Origin of the sequence: Microbacterium sp. TS-1, from assembly GCF_000509385.1 — a bacterium.
Lineage (GTDB): Bacteria > Actinomycetota > Actinomycetes > Actinomycetales > Microbacteriaceae > Microbacterium > Microbacterium arborescens.
The window spans coordinates 196,390-211,320 of the sequence record NZ_BASQ01000002.1; the positions used below are offsets into that span (position 1 = coordinate 196,390).

A 14,931-nucleotide genomic window follows, 5' to 3' on the forward strand; every position below is an offset into this window, starting at 1 on the left:
CATGACGCATAGCGCGACAGACGCCGGCGCGCGCCCGGCGCACCGCGGCCGCACGCTCGCGGCCCGCATCATCGGGGGCGCCGTCGCGGCGGCCGCCATTGCGACCGCCGCGATCGGCTCGGTCACCTCGGCCGCCACCGGCCAGGAGATCAATGCCTCGATGACGATCATCGCCCCGGCAGCGGCCGGCGGCGGGTGGGACGGCGTGGCTCGTGAGCTGCAGCAGGCGCAGAAGGCCAACGGCCTGGTGAACAACGTGCAGGTGGTGAACATGCCGGGCGCGGGCGGGACGATCGCCCTCGGCAACGTCTCGGTGCTCGACGGTCAGCCGGGCAACATGCTCGTCGGCGGCACCGGGCTTCTCGCGGCGACGATCCAGTTCGACTCGGCCGCGAAGCTCGGCGATGTGACCCCGCTCGCAGTTGTCGTGGAGGAGTACGACGTCATCGTCGTACCGGCCGACTCGCCGTACGAGACCCTCGACGATCTCGTCAACGCCTGGCGCGAGAACCCGAAGTCGATCCCGTGGACGGGCGGCGGGTCGTTCGACCAGCTCGTGGTGACCGACCTGGCGCTGGCCGCGGGCGTCGACCCGGTCGACACGACATACATCTCGTCCGACGGCGGCGGCGAGGCGATTCAGGCGCTCCTCAACGGCACGGCCAAAGCGGCAGCGGGCGGTTACCCCGACAACATCGACCAGATCGAGGCGGGGCGGCTGCGCGCGCTCGCCCTCGTCTCGAGCGAGCCGATCGACGGCATCGACATCCCCACCGCCGCCGAGCAGGGCTACGACATCTCGCTGTCGAACTGGCGCATGCTCGCGGCACCCTCGGGGCTCGATGACGCCGATGTGACCGCGTTGACCGAGCTCGTGCTCGACTCGGTCGCCACTCCCGAGTGGCAGGACGCGATCGAGCGCTACCGCTGGACCGAGCGCATCATCACCGGAGACGAGCTGACCGCGTTCCTCGACGACGAGGAGAAGCGCATCACGAACCTGTACGAGGAGATGGGACTATGACGTTCCCCCCGAACCCGACTGCGACCTCGGCCGTCGTCGGCGATCGCCTGAGGCTCGTCTCGGGCCCCGGCATCGCCGCCCTGCTCAAGGGGCTGACGATGCCGGTGATCATCGCCGCCTTCGCCACCTATCTGGTGGTGGGGATCTTCACGATGAAGGTGCCGGCCAACGCCGTGTTCCCCGGGCCGCAGTTCTTCCCCGCCATCATCGCCGGAGGCCTCTACATCTTCGCCGCGGCGCTCGTCGTCTCGGCGGTGAAGGAGATGCGCGAGACGAGCGCCGCACGGCCCGACATCGCAGCGGTCGCCGCCGACGTCATCGGGGGCGACGAACCGGATGCCGAATCGGGCGACTCCGGTGCCGCCCGACCGGTCCGCGTCGACGTGCGTTCGCTGCTGTGGGTGGTGCTGTCGTTCCTCGGCTTCGCGTTCCTGCTCGAGATCCTGGGCTGGATCATCGCGGCGGGGCTCCTCTTCTGGTGCGTCGCGCGAGCCTTCGGCTCGACGAGGCACCTCGGCGGGCTCGTCGTGGGGCTCACGGTGAGCTCGATCGCCTACATCGGTTTCGACATGGTGCTCGGGATGCCGCTCCCGTCCGGCATCCTCGGAGGGTTCTGACATGGATGTGCTTCAGCTTCTCGGCGAGGGCTTCGCCGGCGCACTGACCCCCGCCAACCTGCTGTGGGTGCTCGTGGGATGCCTCCTCGGCACGGCCGTCGGCGTTCTTCCCGGCCTCGGCTCGTCGATGGCGGTCGCCCTGCTGCTGCCGATCACGTTCTCGCTCGATCCGACGGCTGCCTTCATCATGTTCGCGGGCGTGTACTTCGGCGGGCTGTTCGGCGACTCGACCATGGGCATCCTCATGAACACGCCCGGCCAGGCCTCGGCGATCGCGTCGACCTTCGAGGGCCACAAGATGGCGCTCAACGGACGCGCGGCGCAGGCGCTCGCGACCGCGGCCATCGGCGCGTTCATCGGCGGCTTCGTGGCGTCGGTCGTCGTGGTCTTCGTCGCTCCGGCCCTCGCGGACTTCTCGAGCAGGTTCGGTCCGGCGGAGTTCTTCGCCCTCGCGGTCTTCGCGTTCGCGGCGACGTCGTCGGTCGTCACCGACAACGCCGTCAAGGGCCTCACCGCCCTGTTCATCGGCCTCGGCATCGCCGTCATCGGCATCGACGGCGTCTCGGGCGCTCCGCGCTTCACGATGGACTCCCCCAACCTGTTCGACGGCATCTCCCTCGTCACGGTGACGGTCGCGATCCTCGCCCTCGGTGAGGTCATCTACGTCGCCTGCCTCGAACGGCATACCTCGAACAAGGCGCTCATCAAGCCGACGGGGCGGCCCTGGCTGTCGCGCCGCGAGCTGAAGGAAGCCGCGCCCGCCTGGGCACGCGGCACCGCGATCGGTCTGCCATTCGGCGTCGTGCCCGCCGGCGGTTCGGAGATCCCGACCTTCCTCGCCTACGGCCTCGAGAAGCGGCTCGACGCGCGGCGCAAGGACCCGCAGTTCGGCAGGGGCGCCATCCGTGGCCTCGCTGCGCCGGAGGCGGCCGGCAACTCCACGACCGGCATGGCGATGGGCGCGCTCCTCGCACTCGGGCTGCCGATCTCGGCGACGGCCGCGATCATGCTGGCCGCCTTCCGCCAGTACGGCCTGCAGCCCGGCCCGCTGCTGTTCGACCGGGCACCCGACCTGGTGTGGTCGCTGCTGGCGAGCTTCTTCATCGCGATGATCGTGCTGCTGATCCTCAACCTCCCGTTCGCGATGCTGTGGGCGAAGCTGCTGCTGATCCCGCGTCCCTACCTCTACGCGGGCATCACCGTGTTCTGCGGTCTGGGCATCTACGCGACCTCGGGCTCGACCTTCGACCTGCTGATGCTGCTCGGCATCGGGCTGCTCGGGTTCCTCATGCGCGCCCTCGACTTCCCGCTCGCGCCGCTGATCATCGGCATGGTGCTGGGACCGCTGGCCGAGACCAGCCTCCGCGACGCCGCGATGAGCTCGAACGGCGACTTCTCCGTGCTCGTCCAGAGCCCGATCACGATCGTGCTCTACGCGCTCCTCGCGCTCGTGCTGATCGTCTCGGTGCGGGGTCGCGTCGTGGCTCGCAAGCGCGAGAAGCAGCTCGCCAAGGTCTGATCGAGCAGGCGACATGAGAAGGGGCGGATGCCGCAACGCGCGGCATCCGCCCTTCCTCCGTCTTCCCGCCGATCACACCGACGCGAGCAGACGGTCCGCCGTGCGCAGCGACAGCGCCATCTGCGTCAGGCCCGGATTCGCCGACAGCGCACTCGGGAACGTCGAGTTGTCGCAGATCCACATGTTGGGGATGTCGTGCGACCGCCCGTCCGGGTCGACGACGCCGTCAGCGGGATCGGTGCTCATACGGCACGTGCCCATCGTGTGGGCTGTCCGCGCGAGCGTTCGCGTCTCGCGTGCGCCGGCGGCCTCGAGGATCCGCGTCATGACACCGACGGCGTGGTCGTCGATCGCCTTCTCGTTCGGCCCGGGCGAGAAGCTGATCTCCGCGCGCGGGATGCCCCATTCGTCGGTCTCATCCGAGAGGATCAGCCTATTGTCGTCCGACGGAAGACACTCGCCGTTGATCCCGATGCCCGCCGAGAACTGCCAGGCGTCGAGGGCGTCCATGAGGTCTTGTCCCCAGAGCGAACCGCCGCGCACGAGCGAGGTCGCATAGGTCAGGGGCATGACGCCCAGGCTCTGGATGAGGTAGCCGCCCGCGAAGTCGGCGCCGTCGGGACGCACGAAGTCCTCCGTGATCGCCGCGGAGGGGTAGCCGCGGTAGCCGCGGATGCTCTCGTCGAACCGCCCCCACACCTGTACGGCGCCGTGGGCGAGGAAGTTCCGTCCCACCTGGCCGCTGGAGTTCGCGAGCCCGGTGTTCAGCAGCAGCCGCGGGGTCTCGATACCGCCGCCCGCGAGCACGAGGGCCGCGCAGCGCTGTCGGTACTCGGCTCCGTCGTGCAGGTAGACGACGCCGGTGACCCGTCCCGCGGCATCCTGCTCGATACGGTGCACCATCGAGTCGGGACGGATCTCGGCGCCGTGCGCCACGGCGACGGGCAGATAGGTGATCGCCGTCGTCGCCTTGTAGCCGAAGCGGTCGCCCTGGTGGATGCCGCCGACGTCGATGCTGGCCTTGCGCTGACCGTAGTGCGGCTGCTCGCGGTCGCGGGTGATGATGGCTGCAGGCGCATCGGTCGCCGTGATGCCCAGGTGCTCGCACCCTCGCAGCACGAGATCTGCCGGGGCGTTGCGGCGGGTCGGACCGTCGAGGTACTCGCGCTGCGGATCCCACGGGTAGGGGGTCGGCCCGCTGACTCCGATGACTCGCTCGACCTCGACGATGTAACGGATGAGCTCGTCGTACTCGATCGGCCAGTCTCGCCCCTGTCCCGTCTCGCTGCGCAACGAAAGATCGCGGCGGTCGGGTCGGGGCGTGAACGCACCCCAGTGCAGCGTCCCACCGCCGACGCCCCAGCCGCTGTTGTTCGGGCCGAAGGCCGTGGGGGTGTCGCCGCCGCTGAACCGGTCGGACATCCAGTTGATGCGGGTCGCCTCGCGCTCGTCCGGGGTGAACTCGTCCATCTCGAGGTTCGGTCCCGCCTCGAGCGCGACCACGCGCAGTCCGCGTGCCGCGAGCCTGCTGAGCAGTGGCCCGCCGCCGGCCCCCGTGCCCACGACGACGACATCCACGACCTCGTCGAGGTCGTACCGGCGCATCCCGGAGAGGTTCATTCGGTACGTCCTTCCGCGGCGCCGAGGCGGCCGAGTTCTTCCGGTTCCCATTCCTCGCGCTCGCCCGCTGCGAGCACGAGGTAGCCGGCGGGCTCCGGCCCGGTGCCCCCGGTCGCGAAGCCGGTGTAGCCCACGCGCGCCAGCGACGCCGGGTGCGACAGCCAGACACGCGCGAGATCGTTGCGGGCATCCTCGAACCACAGGCTCAGCTGATCGGGGGTGAGGACGGAGCCCGAGGGGGCGTCGCCGTCGATCACCCGTCGGATGACGGCATCCTGGGCGGCGGGCCCGCGCATCCAGATCGCGGCGAGCGCGTCGAGCCCGGCGCGATACGCCTCGACGTCGGTCGACATGCCGGTGGGGCGCCAGCCGTCGCTCTCCCCCGCCTCGACCATGCGATCGAGACGAGCAGCGAGATCGATCGCGGGTCCGTCGCCCTGGGGCACGATTCGGCGCGCCACGTCGCGCAGGAGGGCGAGCTGCTCGGGGGTGAGCGCTCGCGGATGGTACGCCGGGTCGTCGACGAGCGCTCGGCGAGAGAGGGTGGCGCGCATGGCGACATCCGTCCGCGACGAGGCGATGATCCGCGCCCACGACTCGGGAACGCGCGGGCCCCAGGCGGCGATGTCGGCCGCCAGGCGTCGGACCGCTGCTGCGAGGTCGTCTGTCGCGAGCGCTGCAGGCACTTCGTGCGCACGGATGCCCTCGGGAATCTCGGCGGCGTCGAGCACCGCTCCGGCGAGACCGAAGACACCGAGCGCTCCGTCGAGGATGCGGTCCATGAGGTCTTCCGCGAGCCCCTGATCGTCAGGGCCGGCCACGAGGATCCACGGCGTGGTGATCTCGGCGTCGGCGATGGCCTCGATCAGACCGTCAGCACCGAGAGCCGCGTCGACCGCGACCTGGCGGAAGGGGCCGATGGCGTCCTCTGGTGCGTCATCGAGCTGCGGTACGTCTCCGCGGAGCGAGACGACCGCGAATGGGTTGTCGCTCACGGGGTGACCATGCCTCCGTTGACGTTGAGCGTCTCGCCCGAGACGTAGCTCGACTCGGCTGAGGCGAGGAAGACGAAGGCGGGGGCGATCTCGGCCGGTTGCCCGGCTCGCTGGTAGGTGCTCTCGTCGTCGAAGGCCCGCATCTGCTCGTCCGAGACGCCGTCGCTCACCTGCAGCGCCGACCACGTAGGACCGGGGGCGACGACGTTGACCCGGATGCCGCGCGGTGCGAGCTGCTGTGCGAGGCCCTTCGAGAGGTTGTTGATCGCGGCCTTCGTCGCGGCGTAGTCGACGCGGTCGGGGGCGGGCTTGTACGCCTCGAGCGAGGCGGTGTTGATGATCGAGGCACCCGCCGGAAGGTGCGGCAGAGCGGCCTTCGTGATCCAGAAGTTCGCGAAGACGTTGGTGTGGAAAGTGGCCGCGAACTGCTCGTCCGACAGGTCCTCGAGCCGCTCGACGGCGACCTGCTTGCCCGCGTTGTTCACCAGGATGTCGATGCCGCCGAGGAAGTCGGCGGCCTCTGCGACGAGCGCGCGACATGCCTCGGCGGTCGAGATATCGGCGGCGATGGCGTGCCCGCGCACACCGGCGTCGGCGATGAGGCCGAGGATGCGGTCGGCGTCGCGCTGCTCGGCCGGCAGGTGGACGATCACGACGTCGGCGCCCTCGCGGGCGAAGGCGATCGCCGTCGCGCCGCCGATGCCGGAGTCGCCGCCGGTGATGAGGGCTTTGCGACCGAACAGCCGCCCGGAGCCGCGATAGGTCGCTTCACCGAGGTCGGGAACCGGCTGCATGTCGGCCTGGACGCCGGGCTCGGGCTGGTGCTGGACGGGCGGCTCGACCCGGTCGTATCGGGTCACCGGGTTGTCGAAGGTGTACTGATCGCTGTGCTCCACGGGCTCACGGTAGGTCTCGGCCGAAACTCGGCGCGAACGCTTGCCAAAAGTCAAGGGAGGGGCGTAAAGCGGATCACCGGCCGACGCCCTGCGGACCCGCCTTGCGGCGTCAGGGCTGCGGCGACCCCGTGACGAGCGCGATCGCCGTGCCGACAGCGTCCGCCGCGCCGGCGGCATCCACGCGGGCGAGGGCGAAGGCCGAGACGACCAGCCCGGTGCACGCATCGGCGAGGACGGCGACCTCGGTCCCGTCGAGATCGGGACGGCGTGCGGCGACGCCCCGGCCGAAGGCCGCGCGCAGCTCGGCGCGGTACCCGGCGATCACCTGCGCGACGGCTTCGTCCCGCCCGATGGGGGCCGCCGCCGTGTTCACGAGCAGGCACCCACTCGACGCCGGCAGCGAGCTCGGCTGTCGAAGCGCGCCACGCAGTCCATCGAGGTACTCCTCCAGCGCCGCCGGAGTCACGTCCTCGCCGATCAGCGGCGCCAGCCGCGGTCGGATGATCTCGTCGAGATAGCTCTCGACGGCGGCATCGAAGAGGCCCCGCTTCGAGCCGAACGCGTGGTAGATGCTCGATCGGTTCAGACCCGTGACGCGCTCGAGCTCGGGCAGCGGCGCGCCCTCGTAGCCCTGCTCCCAGAAGACGCTCCGCGCCGCGCGGACGACGTCGTCGCGGTCGTAGCTCTGCGTTCGGCCCATGCGCCGCGCCCCCTTTTGTGTATCGTTCAGTTCAGTATATATTGAACCAAGCGATACAGAAACTGCGGTGTCCACCGCCGGAAGGGAACAGCTCATGATCATCGCCGGTCTTGCGCTCGCGGGCCTCGCAGCGCTCATCCACGTCTTCATCTTCTACCTCGAGTCCATCGCCTGGACGAGCGAACGGGCACGCAAGACGTTCGGCACCGGAACGGCAGCGCAGGCCGAGGCCCAGAAGGCGCTCGCCTTCAATCAGGGCTTCTACAACCTGTTCCTCGCCATCGCGGTGTTCGTCGGCATCGTCGTCGTCATCGCCGGGAACCTCCCGGTCGGCGCGACGCTCGTCTTCACCGGGGCTGGTTCCATGGTCGCGGCCAGCCTGGTGCTCGTCCTCTCCGACCCCTCCAAGGCCTCCGCCGCCCTCAAGCAGGGCGTGGTCCCCGCCCTCGGCGTCCTCGCGCTCGCGCTCGGCATCGCACTCTGACCCGCCGTAGCGCGCCACCCCTGTCCGCGACTCCGACCGAGCATCGCGGCATCCGTCACCGACCCCTCACGAAGGAGAAACACATGACCCACGGAACCAGCACGCAGGTCCGTCTCGCACGCCGCCCCCAGGGCTGGCCGACGCCCGAGGACTTCTCGATCGAGCGCGTCGAGCTGAGCGATCCCGCGCCGGGCGAGGTGCGCGTGGTCAACGAGTTCGTCTCCGTCGACCCGTACATGCGCGGACGTATGAACGACGTCCGCAGCTACGTCCCCCCGTACGCCCTCGGCGACGTGATCGCCGGCGGCGCGATCGGCCGCGTCGTGGCGAGCGCGTCGGACGACCTGCCCGTGGGCACCGTCGTGCTGCATCAGCACGGGTGGTCGGATGTCGTGCAGGCCGACGCCTCGACGTTCCGCGCCGTCCCCGAGGTGCCGGGCCTGCCCCTGTCGGTGCGGCTGCACATCCTCGGGATGACGGGCCTGACCGCCTACGTCGGACTCACCGCGATCGCGCACATGAAGCCGGGTGACACCGTGTTCGTCTCGGGAGCGGCCGGAGCCGTCGGCACCGCCGTCGGCCAGATCGCGAAGCTCCTCGGCGCGGGCCGCGTCATCGGCTCGGCGGGCTCCGCCGAGAAGGTCGCCCTGCTCACCGAGAAGTACGGCTACGACGCAGCCTTCAACTACAAGGACGCCCCCGTCCGCGAGCAGCTCGCCGCGCATGCTCCCGACGGCGTCGACGTGTTCTTCGACAACGTGGGCGGTGACCACCTCGAGGCCGCGCTCGACGTCATGAACACCGGCGGACGCCTGGCGCTCTGCGGCGCGATCACGGGCTACAACACCACCGAGAAGACCCCTGGGCCCGACAACATGGCCAACATGATCACCCGCGGTCTCACCGCGACCGGCTTCACGCTGGCCGCCTACCTCCACCTGGCGCCGGAGTTCACCGAGAAGATGACCGCCTGGTTCGCCGAGGGCAAGATCGCCTACGACGAGACCATCGTCGACGGCATCGAGAACACCGTCGACGCCTTCCTCGCGATGATGCGCGGCGCCAACACCGGCAAGATGCTCGTGCGGACCTCCGCGCGGTAAGCCCTCGAGCCGACCGAAAAGGCGGTGACGCTTCGCGCGTCACCGCCTTTCGCGTCGGCTCGACGGACGAAGCCGTCACCCCCGCAGGTGCAAGCTGCCGTCTCGCCACTCGGCGGAGCGGAGGTCGTCGATCCGGGCGTCGACGACGGCGGTACCGAGATGGTCCCCCACGCCGACGACCCATCCCGCTCCGGCGGCGCGAGCCGAACGCACGCCGGCCTCGGCATCCTCGAACACGACGCATCGCGCAATGTCGACGCCGAGCTGCGCGGCGCCGGCGAGGTAGGGCTCAGGGTCGGGCTTACCGCGACCGACGTCCTCCGCCGCAACGAGCGCGGACGGGACGGGATGCCGTGCGGCCGCGAGTCGCCGGCGCGCCAGCTCGCGCGTGGCCGAGGTCACCACGGCCCACATCCCCGACGGGATGCGCGAGGTCAGGGCGACCGAGCCGGGGATCGGCTCCGTCAGCGCGGCAGATGCGACCTCCGCCTCATCGAGAGCGGCGACGGCCTCGTCGCGCAGCCCTGCCGCCACGAGCGTCGCGACGGTGTCGGTGGCGCGCACCCCGTGCTCGATCTGCGTGCGGAAGTCGAACCCCGGGGCGTACCGCGTCGCCCAGGCGTCCCAGGCGGTGGCGGCGGCCTCGAGCGAGTCGACGAGCACGCCGTCGCAGTCGAACAGCACGGCACTCGGAGTGATGGCGGTCACAGGAGGCTCCAGGGAGGAGGATGCCGCCGGGGCGGACCCCGGCGGCATCGATTCGGTTCAGCGGGACGTGGCTGCGGGGGCCGGAGTCGCGTCGGCCTCGGCTTCCGCCGCCTTCCGCCGGTCGCGACCGCGCAGGGCGAAGGTCGTGCCGTAGAGCGCGACGAGGGCGACAGCGAGCGCGACGATGACGGCGATCTGCCCGCCGGCACCGGAGACGCCACCGAGGATCAGGCCGAAGACGCCGTAGTCCGAGTCGGAGAAGGTCGAGTTCGAGAACCCGATGTCGCCGAGGACCGGCAGCAGGAACAGCGGCAGGAAGGTGATCGCCACGCCGTTGGCGAAGGCTCCGAGGACGGCGCCCCGGCGACCGCCGACGGCGTTGCCGATCACGCCCGAGGCGGCACCCGTCATGAAGTGCGCCACGACGCCGGGGATGATGATCGCTGTGCCGAGCGCTGCCATCCCGAGCATGCCGACGATGCCGCCGACGAAGCTCGCGAGGAACCCGATGAGCACCGCGTTAGGAGCGAAGGGGAAGACGATCGGCACGTCGAGCGCGGGCTTGGCGTTCTTCACGAGCTTCTCGGAGATGCCCTTGAAGGCGGGCACGATCTCGGCGAGCACGACGCGCACGCCGGCGAGGATGATGAAGACGCCGGCCGAGAACGTCGCGGCCTGCAGAGCGAGGAAGACGATGAAGTTCTGTCCGTTCGACAGCTCCCCCTCGATGTACGCGGCCCCCGCGAACAGCCCGACGATGATGTAGATCACGGCCATCGAGAGCGCGACGATCACGGTCGTGTCGCGGAGGAAGCCGAGCCCGCTGGGGAACGAGATCTCCTCGGTCGACTTCGAACGTCCCTTGCCTCGGGTGATCAGGGCGACGAGACCGCTGAGGGCGACGCCGGCGCCGCCGGTGTGCCCGAGGGCGACGTCATCGCTGCCGGTCACGCGGCGCATGAAGGGCTGGACGAGAGCAGGCGAGACCACCATGTAGATGCCCTGTGCGATCGACCCCCAGAGCACGACGGCCCACGGCTCGAAGCCGGCGACCCCGAGGATGACGGCGAACATCGCCGCGATGTAGAACGCGACGTGACCCGACAGGTAGATGTACTTGAAGCGTGTGGTCGCCGCCAGCACGATGTTGACGATCATGCCGAAGAAGAAGATGAGCGCGGCGGCGGAGCCGTAGTCGAGCAGCACCTGGGCGACGATGGCCTCGTTGTTGGGGACGACGCCCTGCACGTTGAACGCGTGCTGGAACATCGCACCGAACGGATCGAGCGAGCCGACCACGACGCCGGCGCCGGCGGCCAGCACGAGGAAGCCGACCAGGGTGCGGATCGTGCCCTTGAGGACGTCGCTGAACGACTTCCCCTGCACGGCGAGACCGATCAGGGCGATGAGCGCGACGATGACCGCCGGCTGGGTGAAGATGTCGAGCAGGACATCGATGACAGCATCCATCGCGGATGCTCCTTTCGTCGGTGAAAGCGTCGGGTGGAGGGCGGGAGGGTCGGGTCGGGTCAGGAGTGCCGCTTGACGGCCTCATCGACCTTCGTCCGGAGCTCCGCGAGGTCGATGATGCTGTCGAGCGCGACGACGTCGTCGCCGAGGCCGCTCGCGGCCTCGGCGATGTCGCGGCCGACGAAGATGGTGTCGGCGTCGCCCCGGGCGACCGAGCCGAGGTCGGCGTGATCGACGGTGATGCCGGAGACTCCCAGCTCCTTCAGCACCTTCTCGATGTTCATGTGCACCATGAAGCTGCTGCCGAGGCCGGAGCTGCAGACGGCGAGAAACTTGGTCATCGGATGACTCCTGTCGTGAGGGCCGCGCGGACGTCGGCTGTGGTTCGGGCGGAAAGCAGAACTGCACGGGCGCGGTCGTCGCTGAGCAGTCGGGCGAGCTCCGACATCGTCGAGAGATGCGACTCGGTGTCGGTCGCCGCCAGGCAGAAGAAGAGGGTGATGGGGTGGGCCTCTTCGTCGTTGAGCAGAACGGCGGGGTCGACCCAGAGCGCGGAGAGCCCCGTGCGCACGACACCCTTCTCGGGGCGGGTGTGGGCCAGCGCGATGCCGAACCCGAGATCGATGTAGGTGCCGCCGCCGGCGATCGACTCGATCATCGCGTCGATGTACGAGCGCGTGATGGAGCCGTCATCGAGAAGCGGTCGGCTGACCGTCTCGATGGCCGTGCGCCATCCGTCGAGGTCGGTCGCGAACTGGATGCGGTCGTCGCTGAGCTGTTCGATGAGCATGGGGTCCTTCCGGTCAGACGCCGGGCCGAGGGCCATGGAGCGTGAGGGAGATCTCGCTGTTCTCCGGAGCGTGGCGTGCCGTGCCGAAGGCGACCGGGGTGCCGTCGGCGTCGAACACGAGGGAATCGATGGTGAGCAGCCGCAGGCCGGCGCTCACCCCGAGGTTCAACGCCACGTCCGGCGCCGCCTCGTCGACGCGCACCGTCATGTCGTTGCGGACGAGACTGACGCCGTACTGCTCCTGCAGGAAGGCGTAAAGCGACTGATCCGAGAAGTCACCGGTGTACACCCCGGGGTACCGGGCGTGCGGAACCCACGTGAACACGTGCTGGTGGAGCTGGCCGTTGACGTAGCGCAGACGGACGAGCTCGACCACGCCCTCCCCCTCCTCGAGTTCGAGGAGGCGGGCCACCTGGGCGCCGGCGGGCACGAGCTCCTGACGGAGCACGCGGGTCGTGACGACGTTGCCCGCACTCGTCTGCTGACGGTGGAACCCGGTGACGACGTCGGCGAAGTGCTCCGGGTAGTGGTCGCCCGCAACCGGCTCGGTGACGAACGTGCCGCGGCCGTGCTCGCGAGCAAGCCATCCGTCCTGCACGAGCCCGTCGACGGCCTTGCGCAGGGTGATGCGGCTCACCTCGAACTCCTCGCACAGCTCGGGCTCGGACGGCAGCCGGTCGCCGACGGCCATCTCGCGGATGCGTCGCAGGAGTTCGTCGTGGACGGCCCGGTACTTCGCGGTTCCGGTCGCTGTCACCATCGGTCGCCTCCTTGCTGACTCGCGTCATTATGACGTCATGACTAATCCGACGTCGATCATGCCTGAAACTGAGCTTTCCTGCAAGATTGCACCTCAGAGTCATTATGACATCATGATGACTATGGAGAATTTGATCTCGACGCCCGCCGCACCGGCCACCATCCCGGATACCACCGAAGTCACCGAGCATGACGTCGTCGTCGCCGCCCGCCTGCTCGCTGCGGATGCCGTGGAGGCCGCTCGATCCGGACACCCGGGCACGGCGATCGCCCTCGCCCCGATTGCGACCGCGCTCTTCCAACGGCACATCGAGCACGACCCCGCCGACCCGGAGTGGCAGGGTCGTGACCGGTTCGTGCTGTCGTGCGGGCACGCGAGCATCCTGCTGTACACGCAGCTCTTCCTCACCGGGTACGACGTCACGATCGACGACCTCCGCGCTTTCCGCACGCTCGGCTCGCGAACCCCGGGCCACCCCGAACTCGGCCACACCGCCGGGGTCGAGACGACGACCGGGCCGCTCGGGCAGGGCCTGGCCACCGCCGTCGGCATGGCCATGGGCCTGGTGCACGAGCGGTCGACCTTCGACCCCGACGCGCCGCGGGGCGCATCGCCGTTCGACCGGCACGTGTGGGTCCTCGCCTCGGATGGCGACCTGCAGGAGGGCATCTCGTACGAAGCCGGGGCCCTCGCAGGCCGTCATGGACTCGACAACCTCACCGTCGTGTACGACGACAACGACATCCAGATCGAGGGCGACACGCGTCTGACCTCGTCGGAGGACGTGGGCGCCCGCTTCCGCGCCCAGGGGTGGCACGTCGAGCGGATCGAGCTGGCCACGAACGGCGACGTCGACGTCGACGAGCTCGACCGCGTCCTGGGCGCGCCGAACCCCGTCGGCAAGCCGCGCCTGGTCATCCTGAAGTCGCAGATCGCGTATCCCTCGCCCGGAGCCCTCAACACCGCGGCATCCCACGGCGCCCCGCTGGGGGCGGCCGAGATCGGACTGCTGCGCGACGCGCTCGGCACGCAGGCTGCGCCCTTCGACGTGAGCGAGGCGGTCCTGCGCCGTTCGCGCGCCGCGCGAGCGCGCGGTGCGCGTCTGCACGAGGCATGGGACGAGGCCTACTCGCGGTGGCAGGCATCGGATCCCGCTCGGGCCAACGCGCACGCCGCTTTCCGGGCGCGCCGTCTGCCCGATGATCTCGACACGCGACTCCCCCGCTTCGACCCCGGTACGGAGGTGTCGACGCGCGACGCTTCGGGCGCCGCCATCCAGGCACTCGCGCAGGCGCTACCCGCGATGTGGGGCGGATCGGCCGATCTCGCCGAGCCCAACCGCACCGAGATCCACGCGGGCGGATCGTTCCTGCCCGAGGAGACGGGCCTGGGAACGCGAGCGGGCCGCAACATCCACTGGGGCGTCCGCGAGCACGCGATGGGTGCCGCGATGAACGGCATCGCCCTCGCCGGCGGTTGGCGCGTCTTCGCCGGCACGTTCCTGGTGTTCAGCGACTATCAGCGCCCCGCGATCCGCCTGTCGGCGCTCATGGGACTTCCGGTGACCTACCTGTGGTCGCACGATTCGGTCGCGCTGGGTCAGGACGGTCCCACCCATCAGCCGATCGAGCACCTGGCGAGCCTGCGCGCGATGCCCGGCTTCACCGTGGTCCGCCCAGCCGACGCGAACGAGACCGTGGCGGCATGGCATGCGATCGTCGAGGCGGACTCCCCCGCCGGGCTCGTGCTGGGCCGGCAAGGCGTGCCGGTGCTCGACATTCCCATCGATGACGTACGCGCCGGGGTCCGCCGCGGCGGCTACGTCGTGCGCGACGTCGCCGCTCCGGACGCCGTCATCATCGCGACCGGGAGCGAGGTCGGCCTCGCACTGTCGGCCGCCGAGGCGGCCGCCGCATCCGGCCTCCAGGTCCGGGTCGTGTCGATGCCGAGCCGTGAGTGGTTCCTGGCACAGGACGCCGCGTACCGCGACGCGGTCCTGCCGCCGTCGCTACACGCGCGAGTCGCGGTCGAGGCGGCGTCGCCGTTCGGCTGGCACGAGATCGTGGGCTCATCGGGCGCCGTGGTCGGCATCGACGAGTTCGGGCTCTCCGCTCCGGCGGCAGATGCTCTGCGCGAGCGCGGCATGACGCAGGAGCGGGTTCTCGACGCCCTCCGCTCCGTCACCGCCCGGAGCTGATCGACCTCATCCCTCGACCCGACCGAGAAGGCGGTGACGCTTCGTGCG

15 protein-coding genes are annotated in these 14,931 nt (G+C 70.0%); 6 read left to right on the top strand and 9 right to left on the bottom strand.

What is annotated here, in order from left to right:
- Position 1: 1 nt before the first annotated feature.
- The 3 genes from MTS1_RS13605 to MTS1_RS13615 are packed head-to-tail and all read left to right on the top strand — an operon-like array spanning position 2 to position 3,160.
- Positions 2-1,024: a tripartite tricarboxylate transporter substrate binding protein gene (locus MTS1_RS13605; RefSeq protein ID WP_023954946.1), complete on the top strand. Its 1,023-nt coding sequence runs from the start codon at positions 2-4 to the stop codon at positions 1,022-1,024.
- Positions 1,021-1,641: a tripartite tricarboxylate transporter TctB family protein gene (locus MTS1_RS13610; RefSeq protein ID WP_023954948.1), complete on the top strand. Its 621-nt coding sequence runs from the start codon at positions 1,021-1,023 to the stop codon at positions 1,639-1,641. Before MTS1_RS13605 ends, MTS1_RS13610 begins: the two co-directional genes overlap by 4 nt.
- 1 nt (position 1,642) lies before the next feature.
- Positions 1,643-3,160 carry a tripartite tricarboxylate transporter permease gene (locus tag MTS1_RS13615; protein ID WP_023954950.1) on the top strand — a complete coding sequence of 506 codons (1,518 nt, stop codon included), beginning with the start codon at positions 1,643-1,645 and terminating at the stop codon, positions 3,158-3,160.
- 72 nt (positions 3,161-3,232) lie between these two features.
- Here the strand turns inward: MTS1_RS13615 and MTS1_RS13620 are convergent, their stop codons facing one another.
- From MTS1_RS13620 to MTS1_RS13635, 4 genes are all read right to left on the bottom strand, one after another.
- Entirely contained in the window at positions 3,233-4,780 is a 1,548-nt protein-coding gene (locus tag MTS1_RS13620; RefSeq protein ID WP_023954952.1) for a GMC family oxidoreductase, read from the bottom strand.
- Complete coding sequence (locus MTS1_RS13625) at positions 4,777-5,775, bottom strand: gluconate 2-dehydrogenase subunit 3 family protein (RefSeq protein WP_023954954.1); 999 nt, start codon at positions 5,773-5,775, stop codon at positions 4,777-4,779. Before MTS1_RS13625 ends, MTS1_RS13620 begins: the two co-directional genes overlap by 4 nt.
- Complete coding sequence (locus tag MTS1_RS13630; protein ID WP_036305880.1) at positions 5,772-6,671, bottom strand: SDR family oxidoreductase; 900 nt, start codon at positions 6,669-6,671, stop codon at positions 5,772-5,774. Before MTS1_RS13630 ends, MTS1_RS13625 begins: the two co-directional genes overlap by 4 nt.
- 109 nt (positions 6,672-6,780) lie before the next feature.
- Complete coding sequence (locus MTS1_RS13635) at positions 6,781-7,371, bottom strand: TetR/AcrR family transcriptional regulator (RefSeq protein ID WP_023954958.1); 591 nt, start codon at positions 7,369-7,371, stop codon at positions 6,781-6,783.
- Between the two features lie 94 nt (positions 7,372-7,465).
- Between MTS1_RS13635 and MTS1_RS13640 the strand changes: the two genes are divergently transcribed.
- Together MTS1_RS13640 and MTS1_RS13645 are read left to right on the top strand one after the other, a co-directional pair.
- Complete coding sequence (locus MTS1_RS13640) at positions 7,466-7,855, top strand: DUF1304 domain-containing protein (RefSeq protein WP_023954960.1); 390 nt, start codon at positions 7,466-7,468, stop codon at positions 7,853-7,855.
- 83 nt (positions 7,856-7,938) lie between these two features.
- Positions 7,939-8,958 (top strand): NADP-dependent oxidoreductase, encoded by a 1,020-nt coding sequence (locus MTS1_RS13645; protein WP_023954962.1) that lies wholly within the window; start codon positions 7,939-7,941, stop codon positions 8,956-8,958.
- Positions 8,959-9,033: 75 nt separating this feature from the next.
- On the opposite strand, the gene MTS1_RS13650 is transcribed toward MTS1_RS13645, so the two are convergent.
- The 5 genes from MTS1_RS13650 to MTS1_RS13670 are packed head-to-tail and all read right to left on the bottom strand — an operon-like array spanning position 9,034 to position 12,686.
- The gene (locus MTS1_RS13650) at positions 9,034-9,666 is read right to left on the bottom strand and encodes an HAD-IA family hydrolase (protein ID WP_036305882.1); all 633 of its coding nucleotides are present in this window, start codon (positions 9,664-9,666) and stop codon (positions 9,034-9,036) included.
- A gap of 57 nt (positions 9,667-9,723) precedes the next feature.
- Positions 9,724-11,136, bottom strand: a complete 1,413-nt coding sequence (locus MTS1_RS13655) for a PTS ascorbate transporter subunit IIC (RefSeq protein WP_023954967.1) — start codon at positions 11,134-11,136, stop codon at positions 9,724-9,726.
- 59 nt (positions 11,137-11,195) lie between these two features.
- Positions 11,196-11,477 carry a PTS sugar transporter subunit IIB gene (locus MTS1_RS13660; protein ID WP_023954969.1) on the bottom strand — a complete coding sequence of 94 codons (282 nt, stop codon included), beginning with the start codon at positions 11,475-11,477 and terminating at the stop codon, positions 11,196-11,198.
- Positions 11,474-11,926, bottom strand: a complete 453-nt coding sequence (locus MTS1_RS13665; protein ID WP_023954971.1) for a PTS sugar transporter subunit IIA — start codon at positions 11,924-11,926, stop codon at positions 11,474-11,476. The genes MTS1_RS13660 and MTS1_RS13665 overlap by 4 nt, the downstream gene beginning before the upstream one ends.
- 13 nt (positions 11,927-11,939) lie before the next feature.
- Entirely contained in the window at positions 11,940-12,686 is a 747-nt protein-coding gene (locus tag MTS1_RS13670) for a GntR family transcriptional regulator (RefSeq protein ID WP_023954973.1), read from the bottom strand.
- Between the two features lie 121 nt (positions 12,687-12,807).
- On the opposite strand from MTS1_RS13670, the gene tkt reads away from it, so the two are divergent.
- Positions 12,808-14,883, top strand: coding sequence for a transketolase (gene tkt / locus MTS1_RS13675; RefSeq protein WP_052007886.1), 2,076 nt, complete (start codon positions 12,808-12,810; stop codon positions 14,881-14,883).
- The last annotated feature ends 48 nt before the right edge of the window (positions 14,884-14,931 follow it).